The sequence below is a fragment of the Stenotrophomonas sp. SbOxS2 genome, assembly GCF_013416715.1.
Lineage (GTDB): Bacteria > Pseudomonadota > Gammaproteobacteria > Xanthomonadales > Xanthomonadaceae > Stenotrophomonas > Stenotrophomonas lactitubi.
Genome location: NZ_JAAVXD010000004.1, coordinates 190750 through 211531, shown reverse-complemented (window position 1 = coordinate 211531; position 20782 = coordinate 190750). Strand labels below are relative to the sequence as shown.

Below are 20782 nucleotides of genomic sequence, written 5' to 3'. Positions count from 1 at the left end.
AGGGGACATTGCAGGGACATTACCCGGATGCGCTAAAGTGGCGCTATTGCGGTGCAGCGATACCGGACCGTCCGGGACGCGAACCTTCTTTATTTTCAACACGTTGGAGTCAGGTCAATGCGATTGGTTCTGTTGGGACCGCCCGGTTCGGGCAAGGGGACACAGGCGACGCGCCTGAAGGAAAAGCTCGAGATCGCCCACATTTCCACTGGCGACATGCTGCGCGCGGAAATCGCCGCCGGCTCCGAGCTGGGCAAGCAGGCCAAGTCGGTGATGGATGCCGGCAACCTGGTGTCCGATGAGATCCTGCTGGGCATGCTGAAGTCGCGCCTGGCCCAGGCCGATGTCGCCAAGGGCTTCATCCTTGACGGCTATCCGCGCAATGTGGCCCAGGCCAACGCGCTGGACGGCATGCTGGCCGAGATCGGCCAGCCGCTGGATGCCGTGGTGCAGCTGGATGTGGCCACCGAACTGCTGGTCGAGCGTATCGCTGGCCGTGCGCAGGAACAGGGCCGCGCCGACGACAATCCGGAATCGGTGCGCAAGCGCCTGCAGGTCTACACCGAGCAGACCGCTCCGGTGGTCGACTTCTACGCTGGCCGTGGCACCCTGGCGCGCGTCGATGGCGTCGGCGAACTGGACGAGATCGAAGCCCGCATCCTGGCGGCGATCAAGCGCTGACCCGTTCGGGCGGTCGATGCCGGCCGCCGCTGGCGCAAAAAAAACAGGCCTGATCCGCGAGGATCAGGCCTGTTTCGTTGCATAGGTGCCAGCAAAGGGCTTGCTCAGGGCCCCCACAGCATGAGCTCCCTTGGGGATGGCCTCTTGGGGAGTAGGACCGGTTCGGGTACTGCGGCTGGCATCCTGAATTGTGTCCGGGTTCACAGAACATCGCTATCGGGAATTCCCTGACATGCGATTGGAGTTTTCTCACAGTGACTGTAGGGGTTCTCTTACCCTGTTGCCGACAATGGCCCTATACAGCCGTGATCGGTCACAATCCCCGGTCATGAGCAGCGTACATATCCTTGCAATCGCCGGCACCTTCATGGGTGGCGTGGCCGCCCTGGCGCGGGAACTGGGCCATACGGTCAGTGGCAGCGACCAGGCCATCTATCCGCCGATGTCGACCCAGCTCGAGCAGCTGGGCATCACCCTGGATCAGGGCTACCGCGCCGACAGCGTGCCGCAGGGCACCGGGCAGGTGGTGATCGGCAACGCGCTGTCGCGCGGCAATCCGGCCGTGGAAGCCGTGCTGGATGCCGGCCAGCGCTACATTTCCGGCGCCCAGTGGCTGTCCGAGCAGGTCCTGCCGGGACGCGACACCCTGGCCGTGGCCGGCACCCATGGCAAGACCACCACCACCACCATCCTGACCTGGCTGCTGGAGAATGCCGGTCGCTCCCCCGGCTTCCTGATCGGCGGCGTGGCCGAGGACTTCGGCGTGTCTGCCCGGTTGGGCCAGGGCCGCGAATTCGTCGTCGAAGCCGACGAGTACGACACCGCGTTCTTCGACAAGCGCAGCAAGTTCGTGCACTACCGGCCGCTGGTGGCGATCCTCAACAACCTCGAATACGACCACGCCGACATCTTCCCCGACGTGGCGGCGATCCAGCGCCAGTTCCACCACCTGGTGCGTACCGTGCCGGCGCGCGGCCGCCTGATCGTCAACGGCGAAGACGCGCACCTGGCTGAAGTGCTGGCGATGGGCTGCTGGACCCCGGTCGAACGCTTCGGCTTCGATCCGTCGCTGGAATGGCATGCCGAGCTGCTGGCCGCCGATGGCAGCGCGTTCCGCGTCCATCATCGCGGGCAGGCACTGGGCGATGTGCACTGGTCGCTGCTGGGCCGGCACAACGTGCTCAATGGCCTGGCCGCACTGGCCGCTGCACATGCAGTGGGTGTCGCGCCGGCCGAGGTGATCCCGGCGCTGGCGCGCTTCCGCAGCGTCAAGCGGCGCATGGAAGTGATCGGCAACCACGATGGCATCACCGTCTACGACGACTTCGCCCATCACCCGACCGCGATTGCGACCACCCTCGAAGGCCTGCGTGCCAGGGTCGGTGATGCGCGCATCGTGGTGGCGATGGAGCCGCGCAGCAATTCGATGCGGCTCGGGGCCCACGCGCAGGCGCTGGCACCGTCGTTGGCACTCGCCGATGAGGTGGTGTTCCTGCACCGCCCGGAGCTGGCCTGGGATGCGGCCGCAGTGATCGCCGCGGTGCGCGGTGAGGCGCACGCGGTGGCCGATACCGACGCGCTGTTGGCGCAGCTGCAGACCGATGTGCGCAGCGGCGACCATGTGGTGTTCATGTCCAACGGTGGCTTCGACGGTGCGCCGCGCCGCTTCCTGGCAGGACTGCAGGCACGATGAGCGGCGAGGGTTCGCTTCCGCTGTTCCCGCTGCATGCGACGCTGCTTCCGGGAGCGGCCATCGGCCTGCGCGTCTTCGAGCCGCGCTACCTGGATCTGGTCCGCGAAACCGGCCGCAGCGGCGAAGGGTTTGGTGTCTGCCTGATCCTGGAAGGGCACGAAGTGGGAGCGCCGGCAACGCCGGCCGCCTTCGGCGTGCAGGTGAAGATCGAGGATTTCGACGTCGGCGCCGATGGCGTGCTGCAGCTGCGATTGCGCGGCACCCGCCGTTTCCATGTCGAGCGCACGCGCGTGCGCGACAACGGGTTGGTGGTGGCCGATGTGCGCTGGTGCGATGAGGATCCCGATGACGAACTGCGTCCGCAGCATGCGCTGCTGGCGACGGTACTGGACCACATCATCGAGCAGGCGGGCACGGCATTCGCACCGGCCACGCCGGCCTTGATGGACCAGGCCAGCTGGGTCAGCTGGCGGCTGGGCGAACTGCTGCCGCTGAGCGAACAGCAGCGCCTGCAGCTGCTGCAGCTGGACGACCCGCACCAGCGCCTGCAGCAGCTGCTGGGCTGGATGCCGTAAAAAAGCGGCCGCAGCGCTCGCCGGGCATGGCCTGGCGGCGGTAGATGCCAACCTTGGTTGGCAGCCTTTGCCCGAAAGCGCCAACCAAGGTTGGCGACTACCAGAACGGAGGCGGTAGCGCCGGGCCATGCCCGGCGGATCCATCAGGGCGCGGTGGTCTTGAACCGCAGTACCGGCAGTCCGGTCTCCGGGTGCACGGCTTCCTGCTGAGGCAGCGCCTGCACCGCTTCCTTCACCGCGTTCAACGCCGGATCGATCCCGCGTACCGGGTGCCACATGCCGATCCACTGGAAGTGACGCTCGTAGCGCAGGGTCTGCGCGCTGCCCAGCCACAACGGCGTGTCGCCCGGCTGCAGCTGCGCTGGTGCCTGCCACAGGCGCAGCACGTAGCGCTCATCGGCCTGCGCGCCCTGGCGCACCATCAGCAGCGCTTCGACGCGCGTATCCAGTGTTGCCGGCAGCACCGGCAGTTCATCGGCGCCGGTGTTCTTGTCCAGCATCAGCAGCGCTTCCTGCCAGCCGGCCTGGGCCTGCACCTGCCAGCCGCGCGCTTCCAGCTGCGCCTGCAGCGGTGCCAACGGGCCAGCCACCTGCACGTCCAGCGGCCAGCGCTGGTCGTCGTCGAATTCGTTGCGGCGTGCCGGCAGCTTCGCCCAGTCGTGCTGCCACCAGGCCTGCGCGTCCATCGCCAGCGGCGCCGGAAGTGTCGGCTCGAAGCGTTCCAGCTTGATGGCGATGTTGCGCGGCGCGTACCACATCGCCGCCACCGCGAAGACGCCGTAGAACAGCCAGGCCACCGGCTTGACCCAGAACGAGCGGTTGAAGCGGCGACGGTAGGCGATGCCCAGCACCAGCAGCCAGAACGTGCCGAACAACATACCGCCGATGACGTCACTCAGCCAGTGCGCGCCCAGGTACAAGCGCGAGAAGCCGATCAGGCTGACCACGATGCCCGATACCAGGTACGGCCAGACGCGGGTGCGGCCGGGCATTTCGCGGGCGATCAGCACCGCGAAGAAGCCGAAGGTGATGGTGGCCATGGTCACTGACACCGACGGGAAGCCGAAGCCGCTGCTGGCATCGATCGGGCGCACCACATCGACGGTGGCGCCGAGCAGTTTGGTCAGGGCCAGGCCGAAGGCCAATGCGGCCAACCAATGTGCAGCCGCCATCCAGCGCCGGCGCCAGACCAGGTAGCCCATTGCCGCAGCGGTTGCCGGCAGCAGCACCTGCCATGCGCCCAACGAGGCCAGGGCGGCCATCGGGTAGTCGGCCAGCGGATTGCGCAGCGCCAGCATCGCCTGGTGCACCAGCAGATCCACCGCCAGGGGCTCGCCGTGGGCGACTACCACGGTCAACAGGGCGAACCAGCCCCAGCCCAACAGCAGCAGCATCAGCGCCAGCATCGCAAGCGGTACCGACTCGCGGCGCTTCGGGTCGAGCACGCCGACGGTGTAGCGACCGAGTGTCGGGTGCCGGTTGGACCAGTCGAGCAGTCGGGCCAGCCAGTTGTCCATGCGCGCGGCCGACCAGCGATAGCCGTACAGCACGATGGCCCAGACCAGGCTGAGAATCACCGCCAGCAGGCCCGCCACCACGACCAGCCGCCCGGCAACAGCAGCAACGGCGTCATAGGCTTCGCCGAGGATCCAGCCCGGGGCCAGGAACAGCACAGCCCAGGAAATACTGGCGATGCCACTGGCCTGTACGTAACGGCTGGCGGGCATCTTCATCATGCCGGCAATGGCGGGCACGAATGGCCGGATCGCGCCGACATAGCGGGCAATCAGGATGCTCTTGAATGCATTGCGGCGGAACAGGTTCTCGCCCCGGTCGAGCAGCTGCGGGTAGCGGCTGAACGGCCAGACGCCGCGCAGGCGATCGCCCCAGCGCCGGCCTATCCAGTAGCTGATGCCATCACCGGCGAACGCACCCAGCGCCGCAGCCGCAACTGCATACGGCCCGGAGATCTGGCCCAGGCCGATGAACACGCCGACGGCGAACAGCAACGGCAGCGCTGGCACGATGGCGCCAAGAATGATGACCGCATCGCAGAAGGCGATCAGAAAGATGACCGCACCCGCCAACACGGGATGAGCGGCAATCCACGCGAGGGTGGCGTCGATCCATGAAGAGTCCATTTCCCGATTATAGAGGCGTGAAGGTGACTGGTTCCCAGCCGCTTGGTGACCGTTTGCAACCATCGCCATCGCCTAGAATGTCGCCATGCCTGTATCCAACGACGCGCCAACGCATGCACTGAAGGCCGACAGCTTTGGCCGGATCCTCCTCGTGCAGGGCCCGGGAGGCCCCTTCGTGCGCCGCGATCTGGGGGCCACGCCGCTGTGGCTGCGGCTGCCTGCGTGGTGGCTGGCGCGGCGCGAAGCGCGCGCGCTGAAGCACATCCACGGCATGGCCGACGTGCCGCAACTGCTGGACTGGAATGGCCGCAACCTGGACCGCAGCTTCATGGCCGGCGATGCGATGTACCAGCGCCCGCCGCGCGGTGATGTGGCCTGGTTCCGCGCCGCGCGTCGCCTGCTGCAACAGCTGCATCGACGCGGTGTGGCCCACAACGACCTGGCCAAGGAAGCCAACTGGCTGGTGACCGAGGACGGTCGTCCGGCGCTGATCGACTTCCAGCTGGCGGTGATCGGCGACCCGCGCTCGCGCTGGATGCGCTTGCTGGCGCGCGAAGACCTGCGCCACCTGCTCAAGCACAAGCGCATGTACTGCCGCGCGTCGCTGACGCCGGTGGAGAAGCGCGTGCTCAAGCGCACCTCGTGGGTGCGCGACCTCTGGTTCGCCACCGGCAAGCCGGTCTACCGCTTCGTCACCCGCCGCATCCTGCATTGGGAAGACAACGAAGGGCAGGGCCCTAAGCCATGAGCGCGCTGCTGAGCGAAAGTAGCGTGCTGCATTCGCAACTGCCGGGTGCCGATTTCGTCCATGCCTGCCAAGAGGCGGCGCCGCGCAACGGGCGTTCGGCGCTGCAGGCCTACCGCGATATGGCAGCGGCGGTGCCGGGCTGGTTCGACGGGCTGATGGGCCTGCGCAACTGTGGCATGCGGCTGCTGCGCATGAAGGATCTCGGCTCACTGCGCGCGGTGCAGCAGACGGTCGATCCTCAGCCCGGGCAACGGCTCGGCATCTTCACCCTGCAGGCGCTGGGCGAAGATGCCATCGTGCTGGAAGACGACGACCGCCATCTGCGCGTGCAGCTGGCGCTGCAGTGGCATGGCGACGCGCTGGAAATAGCGACGGTGGTGCGCACCCACAACGCGTTCGGTCGCCTGTACATGCTGCCGGTCGCGCCGGTACATCGCTGGATCGCGCCGCACCTGCTCAGCAAGCAGGTGCGCGGGTATCAGTAGATCCACGCCATGTGTGGATGCGCTTTACCGAATGGCGCGGCGAACTGCTACGGCGTCACCGGTACCACCTGCTGGCCGATGAAGTTGCGCTTGCCGTCGAAGTCATAGCCGGTCTGCAGCTGCCCCACATCCGGGCACGCATGGCAATCGCGCAGCGGCGTGCGGTACAGCAGGCGGATGCCACCTCCATCCAGTGCTGCAGTACCTGCGGCCTGCGCCGGCGCGAACGGCGTGGCCTGCGGGTTCGCCTTCAGCACCTCCTGCACGCCGGGATCGGCGCGCAGCGTGTCGTCCAGCTGCACTGCATCCACGTCGATACGCTTGCCTCCGGCATCGACCAGGCGCGTGCCTTCATTGGTGTTGGCGCGGAACGGGTATTCGACGGTGGCCACGCCCAGGCCGTCATGTTCATGCCAGGCGGTCACGTAGGCCAGTTCGCCACCGGTGGAAAGCTGTTCGGCGGCGGTGACCGCATCGGCACTCGCCCCGCCGGCGCGCATCGCATCGCGAAGGCAATCACGGGTGGCCGCGCTGTCGCCCTGGCGGCAGGTGTTGAGGTCACCATCCCAGACAACGGCCTCGCTCCAGCGCAGCTTGCCATCACCGGCCGCCTTGTCGACGCTGGCGGCGTCATCCTTGGCCGGCGCGCTGCCGGGTTCAGGCGAACGGCCCTGGCAGGCAGTGAGCAGGGCCAGGCCCAGGGCAGGCAACAACAGGCGGGAACAGCGCATGGCATGGACCTCGTGCAGTGACCGGGCCGCCAGTATCGTCAACGTGCGGTGAACTCCGCGTCGGCGCGGCATACTAGCGGCTCATTGCATACGCTGGAGTGTGGAACGTGGGCAGTCTGCAGGGCAAAACCCTTTTCATCACCGGTGCCTCGCGTGGCATCGGCCTGGCGATCGCATTGCGCGCCGCGCGCGATGGCGCCAACGTCGCCATTGCCGCCAAGTCGTCGGTGCCCAATCCGAAGCTGCCGGGCACCATCCACAGCGCCGCCGAGGCCGTCACCGCAGCCGGTGGCCAGGGCCTGGCGCTGAAGTGCGACATCCGTGAAGAAGACCAGGTGCAGGCAGCCGTTGCTGCCGCCGTGGACACCTTCGGTGGCATCGACATCCTGGTCAACAACGCCAGCGCCATCTGGTTGCGCGGCACCCTGGACACGCCGATGAAGCGCTTCGACCTGATGCAGCAGGTCAATTCGCGCGGCAGTTTCCTGTGCGCGCAGGCCTGCCTGCCGTACCTGCTGCAGGCGCCGAACCCGCACATCCTGACCCTCGCACCGCCGCCGAGCCTCGATCCCAAGTGGTGGGGCGCGCATACCGGCTACACGCTGGCGAAGATGGGCATGAGCTTTGTCACCCTCGGCCTGGCCGCCGAGTTCGGCCCGCAGGGCGTGGCGGTCAATGCGCTGTGGCCGCGCACGGTCATTGCCACCGATGCGATCAACATGATTCCCGGCGTGGACATCGGCGGCTGCCGTACGCCGCAGATCATGGCCGATGCTGCGCATGCGGTGCTGGTGCGTGAAGCGGCCGGCTTCCATGGCCGTTTCCTGATCGATGACGAGGTGCTGGCCGAGGCCGGCGTGACTGATCTTTCCGGGTATGCGGTGGATGCGTCGCGTCCGCTGCTGCCGGATCTGTTCCTGGATTGAGCCAGGAGCATCCACGCATGGCGTGGATCTACTGTGCTGCCTTCGGTGGGGCTTCATCCACGCATGGCGTGGATCTACTGCCGTTCGGTGGGGCTTCATCCACGCATGGCGTGGATCTACTGCCGCAGGCATTGGTAGTGCCGGCCGCTGGCCGGCATCATCGTCAGTGGCTGAACGTATCCGGCAACGGTCCGCCACACTTGCGGCAGTGCCGCGCATCGGGCTCGTGGCCTTCCAGCCCGCAGTGCGGACAGCCACGTGCATCGCGGCGCGCGGCCAGTTCGGCATCGCGCATGGTGCTGGCCAGCTCGGCGGTGTAGATGCCGGTGGGCACGGCGATGATGCTGTAACCGATCAGGATCAGCACCGAGGTGACGAATCGGCCGAGCACGGTCTGCGGCACGATGTCACCGAAGCCGACCGTGGCCATCGTCACCACCGCCCAGTACATGCTGCTGGGGATGCTGGTGAAGCCATGGTTCGGCCCCTCGATCACGTACATCAGGGTGCCGGCGATGATCGTGATGGTGACCACCGTGAACAGGAACAGCAGGATCTTGCGCCGGCTGCGCCACAGCGACTGCATCAGCACGCCGCTCTCTTCGATGTAGCGGGTCAGCTTGAGGATGCGGAACACACGCAGGATGCGCAGTGCGCGCACCACCAGCAGGCTCTGCGCACCGGGAATGAACAGCGACAGATAGGTCGGCAGGATCGAGGCCAGGTCGATGATGCCCCAGATGCTCACCGCATAGCGCAGGGGGCGCTTCACTACCGCCAGGCGCAGCACGTATTCGGCGGTGAACAGGATGGTGAAGCCCCATTCCAGCACGTACAGCCAGTCGGCGTGGGCGATGTGGAAACGCTGCACGCTGTCGAACATCACCACCAGCACGCTGGCGATGATCGCGTACACCAGCAGCAGGTCGAAATTGCGCGAGGGCCGGCTGTCGTGGCGATAGATGATGTCGAACCATCGGCGGCGCCAGCCGGTCTCGGTGGCGGGGTTCAGCTGGGGGGCGGAAAACGGTCGCATGCGTGCATTGTGCCGCACGGGTTCCGGCGCGAGAATGGGCGTTCCTGAACCCTGCCGACTGCCATGACCGCCGCTACCGATCCGCTGATCTCCCTGTCGCACTACTACCTGCCGGTGTACAAGCCCCGCCAGGTGGTGCTGGAGCGAGGCCAGGGCGCCCGCGTGTGGGACAGCCAGGGCCGTGAGTTCATCGACCTGGCCGCCGGCATCGCCGTGTGCGGCCTGGGCCACAACGATCCGGACCTGGTTGCCGCACTGGTCGAACAGGCCGGCAAGCTGTGGCACACCAGCAACGTGTTCTACAGCGCGCCGCCGCTGCACCTTGCCGAGGAACTGGTGAAGGCCAGCCGCTTCGCCGAGCGTGTGTTCCTGTGCAATTCCGGCGCCGAAGCCAATGAAGTGGCGATCAAGATGGTCCGCAAGTGGGCCTCCAGCCAGGGCCGTCCGGCCGATAAGCGCGTCATCATCACCTTCCGTGGCAGCTTCCATGGCCGCACCATGGGCGCGGTGACCGCCACCGCGCAGCCGAAATACCAGGAGGGCTACGAGCCGCTGCCCGGTGGCTTCCGCTACATCGACTTCAACGATGAGGTGCAGCTGGAAACGGCGATGGCGGCTGGCGACGTGGCGGCGGTGATGCTGGAGCCGATCCAGGGCGAGGGCGGGGTGATGCCGGCCAAGTCCGGTTTCCTCAAGCGCGTGCGCGAGCTGTGTGACCAGCACAACGCACTGCTGGTGCTGGACGAGATCCAGGCCGGCATGGGCCGTACCGGTACCTTGTTCGCGCACTGGCAGGACGACGTGGTGCCGGACATGGTGACCCTGGCCAAGGCGCTGGGTGGTGGTTTCCCGATTGGTGCGATGCTGGCCGGCCCGAAGGTGGCCGAGACCATGCAGTTCGGTGCCCACGGCACCACCTTCGGCGGCAATCCGTTGGCCGCGGCGGTCGCCCGCGTGGCGCTGCGCAAGCTGGCTTCGGCCGAGATCGCGGCCAATGTCAGTCGCCAGTCGAAGGCACTGCGCGATGGCTTCGCCCGCATCAATGACGAGTTCAAGGTGTTCAGCGAGGTGCGCGGTCGCGGCCTGATGCTGGGTGCGGTGCTGAGCAAGGAGTTTGCTGGCCAGGCTGGCGCCATCCTCGACCACGCCGCCGAACAGGGCTTGTTGACCCTGCAGGCGGGCCCGGACGTGCTGCGCTTCGTGCCGTCGTTGAACATCGCCGACGAAGAAGTGGCCGAAGGCCTGAAGCGCCTGCGCGCGGCGATTGCCGCGTTCGTCGCAGCACGCTGAAGCCCTGACGCCGGGGTCGGATCCCTCTCCTGCGGAGAGGGCTCCGACCCTACTGCTGCGGAACCTCCGTAGAGCCGAGCCCATGCTCGGCTCATCGCGATGTCAGGCAACAGCAGCCGAGCATGGGCTCGGCTCTACAGAATTGCGGATCACCGTACCGCGTAGCGCTTCAGTACCTTCCCCAGTCCACGTCCGTCGTGCACGGTTTCCGCGTGCAGGCCCGCCGCGCGTGCACCGCGCACGTTGGCGAACAGGTCATCGACGAACAGTGTGTGCCCCGGTGCCACGCGGAGGGCTGCGAGCGTGCGCAGGAACACCTCCGGCGCAGGTTTGCGCAGGCCGAAATCAGCGCTGCAGAACACGCGATCCTGCAATGCAGGAAACAGCTGCGGCAGCAGCGTCGGCAGCGCCTGTGCCATCAACGCACCGTTGTTGGTCAGCACCGCGATCGGCACCTGCAGTGCCTGCAGTCGCTCCAGCACGGCTTGCTGTGGCTGGCTGGCGGCATGCCGGGCAGCGATCCAGGCCCCCACATCCACGGGCACACCGAGCAGTTCGCCAAGCTTGGCCAGATAGCGCCCGCCATCCAGCGTGCCGCTGTCGTGTGCCGCTTCGAGCCCGCTGTCATACAGTGCGGCGTGCACGTGCGCGGTCGGCACGTCCAGCGCCTGTGCCAGATGCAGCACGCGCTGTGCGCGCTGGTAGTGCACCAGCACGCCGTCGACATCGAGCAGGAGAAGGTCGATCCGCATCGGGCGAGCATGCCATTGCCGCATCCCAGCGCAAACCCTGGACCATAACTGCGACACACGGTCGCAGCCGGGCCGGCAGGCCGCTGCCTAGAATGGCCATCGAACCTGCAGGAGACGTGATGATGAAGGCTTGGATGGTAGCGGTGGGACTGGGCGCGTTGATGCTGGCGCCGTCGGCGATGGCGCGCGTATGTGCGGTCAGCATCGACAGTACCGACCAGATGAGTTTCAGCAGCCGCGAGATCAAAGTGGCTGCCGATTGCAGCGAAGTTGACCTGACCCTGCGCCACACCGGCAGGCTGGCCGCCACTGCGATGGGCCACAACTGGGTGTTGACCCGCACCGCCGACTACCAGCCGGTGGCGATCGCGGGCATGCGCATGACCTTGGCCGACAGCTACCTGCCGAAGGCCGACAAGCGTGTCCTGGCCCACACCAAGGTGATCGGCGGTGGCGAGACCACCCGCGTGCGTTTCTCCACGAGGGGTCTGCAGAAGGGCGGCGATTACACCTTCTTCTGCTCGTTCCCCGGCCACTTCGCGATGATGAAGGGCAAGTTCGTCTTCGGTTGAGTGCGCAGCAGCCACGCATGGCGCGGCTCTACTTCTGGTAGTAGATCCACGCCATGCGTAGATGGAAGCACCGTGATCAGTAGATCCACGCCACGCGTGGATGGAAGTGCCGACCAAGGTCGGCACCCACCACGGCGGGGCTCAGCCCTTGGCCGCCTTGAACGCCACGCGCGCCGCTGCCAGCGTGGCCTCGATCACCGCATCATCATGAGCGCTGGACAGGAAGCCGGCCTCGTACGCCGACGGTGCCAGGAACACGCCCTGGTCCAGCATCGCGTGGAAGAAGCGGTTGAATGCCGGGATGTCGCAGGCCGTGGCCTGGGCATAGGTCTCCACCTTTTCGCTGGTGAAGAACAGCCCGAACATAGCGCCCACCTGGGTGGTGGTCACCGCTACGCCCGCATCGGCGGCGGCAGCTTCCAGGCCCGCACACAGGCGTGCGGCGCGCGCGCTCAGATCGTCGTGGAAACCCGGCTGCTGGATCAGCTCCAGCATGGCCAGGCCGGCGGCCATCGCCACCGGATTGCCGCTGAGCGTACCGGCCTGGTAGATCGGGCCGGCCGGGGCGATCTGCTGCATCAGTTCGCGACGGCCGCCGTAGGCGCCCACCGGCATGCCGCCGCCGATGATCTTGCCGAAGGTGGTCAGGTCCGGGGTGATGCCGTAGTACTCCTGCGCACCGCCAAGGGCAACGCGGAAACCGGTCATCACTTCGTCGAAGATCAGCAGGGCGCCGTACTGCGTGCACAGCGCACGCAGGTGCTGCAGGTAGCCTTCGCGCGGCGGAATGCAGTTGGCGTTGCCCACCACCGGTTCGATGATCAGGCCGGCGATCTCGCTGCCGCGTGCCTCGAACAGGGCGGTGGCGGCCTCGAAGTCGTTGTAGGGCAGGGTCAGGGTCAGTTCGCTCAGGCCGGCCGGCACGCCGGGCGAGGTCGGCACGCCCAGGGTCAGCATGCCGCTGCCGGCCTTCACCAGGAACGAGTCGCCGTGGCCGTGGTAGCAGCCTTCGAACTTGACGATGCAGTTGCGGCCGGTGGCACCGCGCGCCAGGCGGATCGCCGACAGGGTAGCCTCGGTACCGGAGTTCACCATGCGCACCATCTCGCACGACGGCACCAGCCGGGTGATGGTCTCGGCCATGGTCACTTCCGCTGCGCACGGCGCACCGAAGGACAGGCCGTTGTCGATCGCCTTCTTCACTGCCTGGCGCACGGCGGTGTGGTTGTGGCCGACGATCATCGGGCCCCACGAACCCACGTAGTCGATGTAGCGGTTGCCGTCGACGTCGTACAGGTAGGCGCCGTCGGCGCGCTCGACGAAGAAGGGTTCGCCGCCGACCGACTTGAACGCGCGCACCGGTGAGTTGACGCCGCCGGGCAGCAGTTCCTGGGCGCGGGAGAACAGGGCGTGGGACTGGTCGTGGTTCATGGGGTTTCCTGGGTATTACTGCGGCGTATCGAAACGGGCGAGGTAGGCGCGCTGGGTCGCGACCGGGTCCTGCGCGGCGTAGATGCCGCTGACCACGGCCAGCAGATCGGCGCCGGCATCGATGATGGGACCGACATTGTCCGGGCTCAGGCCGCCAATCGCCACCCGCGGCACGCCCAGTGCGGCGCTTTGCCGCAGCAGGTCAACATGGGCGCGGCTGCTGGTGACCTTGGTGGTGGTGGGGAAGAACGCGCCGAAGGCCACGTAGCTGGCGCCGGCGGCCACGGCACGCTCGGCATTGGCCAGCTGGTCGTAGCAGGACGCGCCGATGATGGCGTCGGCGCCGAGCAGGCTGCGCGCGGCGCCGATGTCACCGTCGGTGCCGCCCAGGTGCACGCCGGCCGCGCCGATGGCCTGGGCAAGCGCCGGGTCGTCGTTGACGATCAGCGGCACGCCATGGGCTGCGCACAAAGCCTGCAGGGCCGTGGCCTGTTCCCGCCGCAGGGCATCGCTGGCGGTCTTGTTGCGGTACTGCAGCCAGGTGGCGCCGGCAGCCAGCAGCGGCGCGGTGCGCGCCAGCAGGCGGGCGGTATCGGGTTCATCCGGGGTGATCAGGTAGACGCCGCGGGGCGTCGGGGAAGCAGAAGTCATCGATGGCTACCGGTGAGTGGACCGCGATGGGACAATGGCGGCCCGTGAATCCAGCCCTGATTATCCGATGAGCGAAGCCACCCCCACCACCCTGCGTACCTGGATGTGCGTGGTCTGCGGATTCCTGTACCGCGAAGCGGATGGGCTGCCGGAAGAGGGCATCGCTCCGGGAACGCGCTGGGAAGACATCCCCGAGACCTGGACATGCCCGGATTGCGGCGTGACCAAGGACGATTTCGAGATGGTCGAGATCGACTGAGCGCAGTCGCCGCCGGGCATGGCCTGGCGCTACCGGTGGGTGCGGACCGTTGGACCGCACACCGGACAACCTCAATGCAGCCGCGGTACCGGTCCGCCGAGATCAATCAGCTTCTCGCGCAGCCATTGCGCGTCGCTGGCCTCGGGGTTGCGCTTCAGGTACAGGCCCAGGTCGGTGCGGGCCCCGGCCAGGTAGTCCAGCTGCAGATAGGCCAGGCCGCGATCACGCAGGGCATCGTCCTGTTCGGGGGCGAGCTTGAGCAGGCGGTCGGCACTGCGCGCGGCACGATCCCACTCGCTGGCCTCGGCATAGACCCCATGCAGGTTGCGCAGCATGCGGATCAGGATCGCGCGGCTCGGTGCAGGATCGAGGATCTGCGCCAGCACCTGGTCGTCGGGCATCTGCCCGCCCAGGTGCGACTTGGCGCGTTCGCGCAGTTCGTCCACGTCCAGCGGGCGGCCACCGTTGAACGGGTCCATCACCAGCACGCCATCGTCGACCGGCAGGCGCACCAGGAAATGACCGGGAAATGACACCCCGTCCAGCGGAATGCCCAGCCGTCGCGCCACTTCCATCTGCACCAGCGCCAGCGAGATCGGATTGCCCAGACGGCGCTCGAAGACCTGGTTGAGGTAGCTGTTGCGCGGGTCGTAGTACTCCTGGTGGTCGCCGCTGTAACCCAGCTCATCGAACAGATGCCGGTTGATGGCGGCCATCTTCAGCGGGCTGTGCTCGATGCTGTCCACCTCGGCGCGCAGGTGCTCGACGTGGCTCTGCACCAGCGCATCGTAGGTCGACGGCTGCAGATCGGGATATTCATCGCGCGCGATCAGCAGCGCGGTCGGCAGCAGTGGCAGCGCCTCGTCGTCGAAGGCGGCCAGTGCATCCCAGTCGGGGAGTGTGATCCGGTCCTGCATGTCCACAGACTGGCGGCAATCGTGGGCGGTTTCAAGCAGTGCGGCGTGAATTTCTCATCCCACCGATTTCCCATCCACGCATGGCGTGGATCTACCGTGTCGACCAAGGTCGACACCTACCAACAGCAGCAGGAAGCTGTCAGAGGTGGGGCGGTGTGGGCTTGCAGGACCGCAGGCGCCATGGATGGCGCCTGCGGTCCTGCAAGCCCACATCGCCCCGCCATCCCTCGGACGCCCAGATGTTGCATTTGATGTTGATTCGGCGGGTGCCGGGCGCAGCCCGGCCGAACCTTTATTTCTCGATGCCCGGGCCGAAGGTCAGCTCGGTACCATCCTTCAGCTTGAGCTTCTCCGCCTGGCCGGCATTGAGCTCCAGCACGAAGCGTGCCGGGCCACCGCTGGGGTAGGGCGGGCACATGTCGCCGGCCGAGCACGGCGGCACGTCGCGCTGCTGGCTCACCAGCCGCCGCTCGCTGTCGAAGTACAGGATGTCCAGCGCGATCTTGGTGTTCTTCATCCAGTACGCCTGCATTTCCTCGCGGTCATGCACGAACAGCATGCCGTGGTCCTCGGCCATCTGGTCGCGGAACATCAGCCCACGCGCACGGGTTTCATCGTTGGTGGCCAGTTCAACGTCATAGCGTGCGCCGCCCAGTTCCACCCAGTGGCGGGCGGCATCGGTGGCGCAGCCGGTCAGGGCCAGCAGCGGAAGCATCAACAGGGAGCGCAGCAACGACATCGTAGGGTCCTTCGAAAGGATCAGAGCACGATCGGCGGCTCACCGCCGACGATCACCACATCGGCACGGCGGCGCGCGAACAGGCCGACACAGACCACGCCCGGCAACTGGTTGAGCTCGCGCTCCAGCTTTTCCGGGTCGGTGATCTGCAGGTTGTGGATGTCCAGGATCTGGTTGCCGTTGTCGGTCACCACGCCTTCGCGCCAGGTCGGCTGGCCGCCGGTCATGTCGCGGATCTGGCGGGCGACCAGGCTGCGTGCCATCGGGATCACTTCCACCGGCAGCGGGAACCTGCCGAGCACCGGTACCTGCTTGCTCGGGTCGACAATGCAGACGAAGCGCTCGCTGGCCTCGGCGATGATCTTCTCGCGGGTCAGCGCAGCGCCACCGCCCTTGATCAGGCACTTGTTGGCATCGCACTCGTCGGCGCCATCCACGTACAGCGACAGGGTGCCGGTGTGGTTCAGCTCGATCACCTCGATGCCATGCTGCTTCAGGCGCGCGGTGCTCTGCTCGGAACTGGACACCGCACCCTTGATGCGATGCTGGATGCGGGCCAGCGCATCGATGAAATAGGCGACGGTGGAACCGGTACCGACACCGACGATCATGCCGTCTTCGACGTACTCGATGGCCTTTTCGGCGGCCAGGCGCTTGGCTTCAGACATTGCGGGGAGCTCTCAGGCAGGGAATCAGGATTTCTTTTCCAGCGACAGCAGCAGCTTCCACTGCGCGGCGGTCACCGGGAACACCGACAGGCGGTTGCCCTTGGCAACCAGCGGGAAGCCTTCGCCGAGTTCCTCGGCGTGCAGCTTGATCTCGTCCAGCGCGATCACCTGCTTCAGCTTGCGGTCGAAGGCCACGTCCACCAGCATCCAGCGCGGGTTCTCGCGCGTGCTCTTGGGGTCGTGGTAGTCGGATTTCGGATCGAACTGGGTGTCATCCGGATAGGCCGCGCTGGCCACCGTGGCCAGGCCGACGATGCCGGGCACCTTGGTATTGGAGTGGTAGAACAGGATGCCGTCGCCGACCTGCATGCCGTCGCGCATGAAATTGCGCGCCTGGTAGTTGCGCACGCCGTTCCAGGGTTCAACCTTGACCTTGGCCAGGTCATCGATGGAAAAGGCGTCCGGTTCGGACTTCATCAGCCAGTAGCGCTTGCGGGCGGTCATGCGTTCACGGGGGCAGCGGAAGGGAGCAGGGTGCCGGCTTCAGTGCAGATCGCATCCACCGGCACGTCCCAGGACGCTACCGGCAAGGACTCGACCTGCTGCACCGAGAATGCCGCGCCGACCAGCCAGGGTGGCGCCGGCCGATCATGGCGGAAGGCGAAGCTGCGATCATACCAGCCGCCTCCCATTCCCAGCCGCCGGCACTGTGCGTCGAAGCCCACCAGCGGCGTCACCACCAGGGCCATCTGCGCGGGTTCCAGCGTGTCTTCGATGGCGATGTCCGGTTCGGGGATGCCGTAACGGTTGCTGGTCAACGGCTGGCCCGGGCGCCAGGGCGCGAAGCGCAATACGTCGCCGTGCAGTACCGGCAGGCAGTAGCGCAGCGTGTCGGGCAGCTGCAGCTGCCAGCGGTGCAGGGCGATCTCGCCATCCAGCGCCCAGTAGCCGGCCACGGCGCCTTCGCGCGGGGCGAACGGCAGTGTCAGCAGCGCGTCGGCCAGTGATTCGGCAGCGGCAATACGGGCGGGGGCGGAAAGGTCGCGGCGGCGTTGCCGCAGGTCGTGGCGCAGGGCCTGTCGCGGGTCGGTCATGGCAGCGTGCGGCAAGGATCAGCCGTCATTGTGCCGGAAAGAACAAGGGCGACGTCCGAAGACGCCGCCCTTGCTGGAATATTGCATTCTCCGCAATGTCGATGCATGCGAAACGACCTTGAACCCGGGGGCTCAAGTGGGAACGCTGGAGAACCATCGGGCTTCCCGCTGCAAGGCGGACCTGCACTCCCGGCGCTGTCGCGCTCCCGGTGTCGTTCTTAAGGGACAAGGCGAATGTTTGCACATGCCGTCGAGTACCGCAGAGAACGCGTGGCCATTATAGCCAGCACGCAGGATCTGGATAGGCCGTTCGTCGGCAACAGTGCGTGCCAATTCAGAAAAGAGAAGGCGCATTCCGCGCCTTTCTCACGTGCTGCTGTCGATTGCCCGGTCCAGACGCCGGTTCAGGTCGGCCAGGGTCTGCTGCAGGGCCACCGCCTGGCGGGCGTTCTCGTCGCGCAGCAGCTGCAGCTCGTGCGCCAGATTGAGCGCTGCCAGCACCGCGATGCGGTCGACGGCGGCCATCCGGTTGCTGCCACGGATCTCGCGCATGCGCGCATCCAGCAGGCGGGCGGCCGCCATCAGGCTGTCGCGTTCATCGCCACCGACGCCGACCGTGTATTCACGGTCGAGGATGCGGACGCTGACCGGTTCGGCACTCATGTGTGCTGCTCCAGGGATTTGAGCCGGGTGATCATCGCTTCCACCCGCGAACGCGCCTGCTCGTTCTTGGCCAGCAGCGTCGAGCGCTCGGCCACCAGCTGTTCCTGCTGGTGGCGCAGGCTGCGGTTCTCCTCGGCCAGCCGCTGGTTGCGGTCGAGCAACGCCTCCACACGGGCGGCGAAGGCCTGCAGCTGGGCAAGGGGATCGGCGGGTTCCATGCCCGCACGATAGGCAAGCCGGGTCAGGGCGGTCAAGCACTGTCGCAGCAGGCCCCGGCGGCTACGGAGAGCAGGCGGACAGATTGCTACACTACCCGGCTCACGGGCGCGCGCGTGCGCGCTCCGCAGTTTCCCTTCCGAACGAGCCGCACGATGACCGAACTTCCCTCCGTCGACGACGTTACCCGCGCCAGCCAGGAACTGGGCCTGGGCGCCACTGCTGCCGAGCTGCATGGCGGGCTGTGCGGCTGGCTGGCCGCTGGCGGTGCCCCCGGCAATGACTGGCCGGCGCGCGTGCTGGCCGACGACAATCTGCCGCAGGTAGCTGCCGACAGTGCGCTGGCGCAGCTGCTGGAAGCCACCATCAAGCAGCTGGAAGACCGTGACTTCGCCTTCGAGCTGCTGTTGACCGACAGCAGCGACGTGGCCGCGCAGGCGGACGCCATGTTCAGCTGGACCCGTTCTTTCCTGGGCGGCTTCGGCCTGGGCAGTGGCGGCCACCGGCCGACCCTGTCCGAAGAAGGCGAGGAAGCACTGAACGACCTGGCCAGCCTGGCCCGTGCCTCGAGCGAGGACTTCGAAGCCGGCGGTGACGATGACGACGAAGCCCTGTCGGAGATCGAAGAGTTCATCCGGGTGGCGGTGCTGCTGCTGCACGGTGACGTGGTGCTGGCCGCGCGCCATCGGCAGCGCCTGAACTGATGGATATCAAGCAGCGCACCGGCATCGCTGCCGGCGAGTACAAGCGTCGCCGGCGCCAGTTGATGGATATGGCGGGCGAAGACGCAATCCTGGTGCTGCCGGCGGCATCGGAGAAGGTGCGCAGCCTCGATACCCACTATCCGTACCGGCAGGATTCGGATTTCCAGTACCTGACCGGCTTCCCGGAGCCGGAAGCGGTACTGGTGCTGATTCCCGGTCGCCGCCACGGCGAAGCCATCCTGTTCTGCCGCGAGCGCGATCCCGAGCGCGAAGCCTGGGATGGCGGTCGCGCCGGCCAGGAAGGCGCCGTGGCGCAGTACGCGATGGACGATGCGTACCCGATCACCGATCTGGACGACATCCTGCCGGGCCTGCTGGAAGGGCGGTCGCGGGTGTACTACCACTTCGGCCGCGATGCGGATTTCGACCTGAAGCTGATCGGCTGGGTGAACCGCGTACGTTCGCAGGTGCGTCACGGTGCGCAGCCGCCGCATGAGTTCCTGGAACTGGGCCATCTGCTGCACGAGCAGCGGTTGTTCAAGTCCGGTGCCGAGGTGGCGTTGATGCAGCGCGCGGCCGACATCAGCGTGCTGGCACATCGTGTCGCCATGCAGGCCGCGAAGGCCGGCATCCACGAGTACGAACTGCAGGCCGAACTGGAGCGGGTGTTCCGCGCCAACGACGCGGTGCCTGCGTACTGCAGCATCATCGGTGCCGGCCGCAACGCCTGCATCCTGCATTACCGCGACAACAACGCGCGTTCGCGCGACGGCGAACTGGTGTTGATCGACGCCGGTGCCGAGTTCCGCGGCTATGCCAGCGACATCACCCGTACGTTCCCGGTCAATGGGCGTTTCAGCGCCGAGCAGCGCGCGCTGCATGATCTGGTGGGCGCGGCGCAGGCGGCGGCACTGGCCCAGGCCAAACCGGGCGTAGCGTACGAAATGGGCCATCTGGCGGCGGTGCAGACCCTCACCGAGGGGTTGCTGCAGCTGGGCCTGTTGAAGGGCACGCTGGAAAAGAATCTTGCCGAAGGGTTGTACCAGCGTTTCTACCGGCACAAGACCGGGCACTGGATCGGGCTGGATGTGCACGACGTAGGCGACTACCGCCTGGCCGGCGATTCGCGCCTGCTGGAGCCGGGCATGGCCTTCACCATCGAGCCGGGGCTGTACATCGGCGTGGACGACACGACGGTGGAACCGCGCTGGCGCGGCATCGGCATCCGTACCGAAGATGACGTACTGATTACTGACGACGGGCATCGGGTGTTGACCGAAGGCCTGGAACGCAGCGCCGACGAGATCGAAGCGTTGATGGTGGGGTAAGAGGGGTTTCGGCAGGGCTTGCAGCCCTGCACCTGCAGAGGCAACAGCCGAAGCAACAGCAACAGCAACAGCAACAGCGGCATTCCGTGGGATGGCGGGGTACTGTGGGTTTGCGGGGACGCCGCAAGTACGTCCTTGTAGGCTTGGTCGCCGCATCCATGCGGCTCACACCCCGCAAACCCACAGTACCCCGCCTTCGACAGGTTCGCGTGGCTGTTGGTAACGGCGGTTGTTGGGACGCGCGGCCGTTGGTAGGTGTCGACCTTGGTCGACACAGAGCGAGCGCAGCGAGCGACCCGCTTTTGCTTTTCTTTCTTTCTTCCGTGGCTGGCCGCACACGGAAACTGTCAGAGGCGGGGCGGGTTGGGTTCGCGGGGGTGTCCGCGGCATGGATGCCGCGGCCAAGCCTCCAGGGATGGATTCACGGCGTCCCCCGCGAATCCAGCCCGTCCCGCCAAGCGCGGCTTTTGATCTAGGCGACC

General features: G+C 66.8%; 24 protein-coding genes and 1 other RNA gene. 11 read left to right on the top strand and 14 right to left on the bottom strand.

The genetic code is table 11. From position 1 onward, the window contains the following. Positions 1-117 precede the first annotated feature (117 nt). From HFK18_RS08935 to HFK18_RS08925, 3 genes are all read left to right on the top strand, one after another. The gene (locus tag HFK18_RS08935; RefSeq protein WP_025874177.1) at positions 118-681 is read left to right on the top strand and encodes an adenylate kinase; all 564 of its coding nucleotides are present in this window, start codon (positions 118-120) and stop codon (positions 679-681) included. Between the two features lie 328 nt (positions 682-1009). Further along, a complete protein-coding gene (mpl, locus tag HFK18_RS08930) occupies positions 1010-2374 on the top strand; it encodes a UDP-N-acetylmuramate:L-alanyl-gamma-D-glutamyl-meso-diaminopimelate ligase (protein ID WP_180165880.1) in 1365 nt (454 codons plus the stop codon). Beyond that, positions 2371-2949: an LON peptidase substrate-binding domain-containing protein gene (locus tag HFK18_RS08925; RefSeq protein ID WP_180165878.1), complete on the top strand. Its 579-nt coding sequence runs from the start codon at positions 2371-2373 to the stop codon at positions 2947-2949. Before mpl ends, HFK18_RS08925 begins: the two co-directional genes overlap by 4 nt. A gap of 143 nt (positions 2950-3092) precedes the next feature. Here the strand turns inward: HFK18_RS08925 and HFK18_RS08920 are convergent, their stop codons facing one another. Then, complete coding sequence (locus HFK18_RS08920; RefSeq protein WP_180165870.1) at positions 3093-5090, bottom strand: bifunctional DedA family/phosphatase PAP2 family protein; 1998 nt, start codon at positions 5088-5090, stop codon at positions 3093-3095. Positions 5091-5175: 85 nt separating this feature from the next. Between HFK18_RS08920 and HFK18_RS08915 the strand changes: the two genes are divergently transcribed. Continuing rightward, positions 5176-5838: a serine/threonine-protein kinase gene (locus HFK18_RS08915; RefSeq protein WP_180165868.1), complete on the top strand. Its 663-nt coding sequence runs from the start codon at positions 5176-5178 to the stop codon at positions 5836-5838. Beyond that, positions 5835-6323: a DUF2867 domain-containing protein gene (locus HFK18_RS08910; RefSeq protein ID WP_180165866.1), complete on the top strand. Its 489-nt coding sequence runs from the start codon at positions 5835-5837 to the stop codon at positions 6321-6323. Before HFK18_RS08915 ends, HFK18_RS08910 begins: the two co-directional genes overlap by 4 nt. Before the next feature lie 47 nt (positions 6324-6370). Here HFK18_RS08910 and HFK18_RS08905 read toward each other — a convergent pair whose 3' ends face one another. Beyond that, positions 6371-7054, bottom strand: a complete 684-nt coding sequence (locus tag HFK18_RS08905; protein WP_180165864.1) for a hypothetical protein — start codon at positions 7052-7054, stop codon at positions 6371-6373. A 107-nt stretch (positions 7055-7161) separates the two neighbouring features. Between HFK18_RS08905 and HFK18_RS08900 the strand changes: the two genes are divergently transcribed. Further along, positions 7162-7980, top strand: a complete 819-nt coding sequence (locus HFK18_RS08900) for an NAD(P)-dependent oxidoreductase (protein WP_180165862.1) — start codon at positions 7162-7164, stop codon at positions 7978-7980. Positions 7981-8143: 163 nt separating this feature from the next. On the opposite strand, the gene HFK18_RS08895 is transcribed toward HFK18_RS08900, so the two are convergent. Continuing rightward, complete coding sequence (locus HFK18_RS08895) at positions 8144-9016, bottom strand: ion transporter (protein WP_089238093.1); 873 nt, start codon at positions 9014-9016, stop codon at positions 8144-8146. 63 nt (positions 9017-9079) lie between these two features. On the opposite strand from HFK18_RS08895, the gene HFK18_RS08890 reads away from it, so the two are divergent. Beyond that, a complete protein-coding gene (locus tag HFK18_RS08890; protein ID WP_180165860.1) occupies positions 9080-10306 on the top strand; it encodes an acetylornithine transaminase in 1227 nt (408 codons plus the stop codon). 149 nt (positions 10307-10455) lie between these two features. Here the strand turns inward: HFK18_RS08890 and HFK18_RS08885 are convergent, their stop codons facing one another. Beyond that, positions 10456-11058: an HAD-IA family hydrolase gene (locus tag HFK18_RS08885; RefSeq protein ID WP_180165858.1), complete on the bottom strand. Its 603-nt coding sequence runs from the start codon at positions 11056-11058 to the stop codon at positions 10456-10458. A gap of 122 nt (positions 11059-11180) precedes the next feature. Between HFK18_RS08885 and azu the strand changes: the two genes are divergently transcribed. Next, entirely contained in the window at positions 11181-11630 is a 450-nt protein-coding gene (azu, locus tag HFK18_RS08880; RefSeq protein ID WP_180165856.1) for an azurin, read from the top strand. Between the two features lie 141 nt (positions 11631-11771). On the opposite strand, the gene hemL is transcribed toward azu, so the two are convergent. Together hemL and thiE are read right to left on the bottom strand one after the other, a co-directional pair. Further along, positions 11772-13061, bottom strand: a complete 1290-nt coding sequence (gene hemL, locus HFK18_RS08875) for a glutamate-1-semialdehyde 2,1-aminomutase (RefSeq protein ID WP_180165854.1) — start codon at positions 13059-13061, stop codon at positions 11772-11774. A 15-nt stretch (positions 13062-13076) separates the two neighbouring features. Then, complete coding sequence (gene thiE / locus HFK18_RS08870; RefSeq protein ID WP_180165852.1) at positions 13077-13712, bottom strand: thiamine phosphate synthase; 636 nt, start codon at positions 13710-13712, stop codon at positions 13077-13079. Positions 13713-13746: 34 nt separating this feature from the next. Here thiE and HFK18_RS08865 point away from each other — a divergent pair, with 34 nt between their 5' ends. Next, entirely contained in the window at positions 13747-13971 is a 225-nt protein-coding gene (locus HFK18_RS08865; protein ID WP_025874193.1) for a rubredoxin, read from the top strand. 71 nt (positions 13972-14042) lie between these two features. On the opposite strand, the gene HFK18_RS08860 is transcribed toward HFK18_RS08865, so the two are convergent. The 8 genes from HFK18_RS08860 to HFK18_RS08825 all read right to left on the bottom strand — a co-directional run bounded on the left by HFK18_RS08860 (position 14043) and on the right by HFK18_RS08825 (position 18270). Then, positions 14043-14888 carry a SirB1 family protein gene (locus tag HFK18_RS08860; RefSeq protein WP_180165850.1) on the bottom strand — a complete coding sequence of 282 codons (846 nt, stop codon included), beginning with the start codon at positions 14886-14888 and terminating at the stop codon, positions 14043-14045. Positions 14889-15180: 292 nt separating this feature from the next. Further along, positions 15181-15627 carry a DUF192 domain-containing protein gene (locus tag HFK18_RS08855; protein ID WP_180165848.1) on the bottom strand — a complete coding sequence of 149 codons (447 nt, stop codon included), beginning with the start codon at positions 15625-15627 and terminating at the stop codon, positions 15181-15183. A 20-nt stretch (positions 15628-15647) separates the two neighbouring features. Next, positions 15648-16295, bottom strand: a complete 648-nt coding sequence (gene rpiA / locus HFK18_RS08850; protein WP_099820806.1) for a ribose-5-phosphate isomerase RpiA — start codon at positions 16293-16295, stop codon at positions 15648-15650. A 24-nt stretch (positions 16296-16319) separates the two neighbouring features. Then, positions 16320-16799, bottom strand: a complete 480-nt coding sequence (locus tag HFK18_RS08845) for an EVE domain-containing protein (protein ID WP_025874197.1) — start codon at positions 16797-16799, stop codon at positions 16320-16322. Beyond that, positions 16796-17389 carry a 5-formyltetrahydrofolate cyclo-ligase gene (locus HFK18_RS08840; RefSeq protein ID WP_180165847.1) on the bottom strand — a complete coding sequence of 198 codons (594 nt, stop codon included), beginning with the start codon at positions 17387-17389 and terminating at the stop codon, positions 16796-16798. Before HFK18_RS08840 ends, HFK18_RS08845 begins: the two co-directional genes overlap by 4 nt. Before the next feature lie 83 nt (positions 17390-17472). Next, positions 17473-17658: non-coding RNA, 6S RNA (ssrS, locus tag HFK18_RS08835), on the bottom strand. Positions 17659-17755: 97 nt separating this feature from the next. Then, the gene (locus tag HFK18_RS08830; protein ID WP_025874199.1) at positions 17756-18052 is read right to left on the bottom strand and encodes a cell division protein ZapA; all 297 of its coding nucleotides are present in this window, start codon (positions 18050-18052) and stop codon (positions 17756-17758) included. Next, positions 18049-18270: a TIGR02449 family protein gene (locus tag HFK18_RS08825; RefSeq protein WP_025874200.1), complete on the bottom strand. Its 222-nt coding sequence runs from the start codon at positions 18268-18270 to the stop codon at positions 18049-18051. The genes HFK18_RS08830 and HFK18_RS08825 overlap by 4 nt, the downstream gene beginning before the upstream one ends. 153 nt (positions 18271-18423) lie before the next feature. Between HFK18_RS08825 and HFK18_RS08820 the strand changes: the two genes are divergently transcribed. Together HFK18_RS08820 and HFK18_RS08815 are read left to right on the top strand one after the other, a co-directional pair. Then, complete coding sequence (locus HFK18_RS08820) at positions 18424-18972, top strand: YecA family protein (RefSeq protein WP_089236676.1); 549 nt, start codon at positions 18424-18426, stop codon at positions 18970-18972. Next, positions 18972-20300 (top strand): aminopeptidase P N-terminal domain-containing protein, encoded by a 1329-nt coding sequence (locus tag HFK18_RS08815; protein ID WP_180165845.1) that lies wholly within the window; start codon positions 18972-18974, stop codon positions 20298-20300. The genes HFK18_RS08820 and HFK18_RS08815 overlap by 1 nt, the downstream gene beginning before the upstream one ends. The last annotated feature ends 482 nt before the right edge of the window (positions 20301-20782 follow it).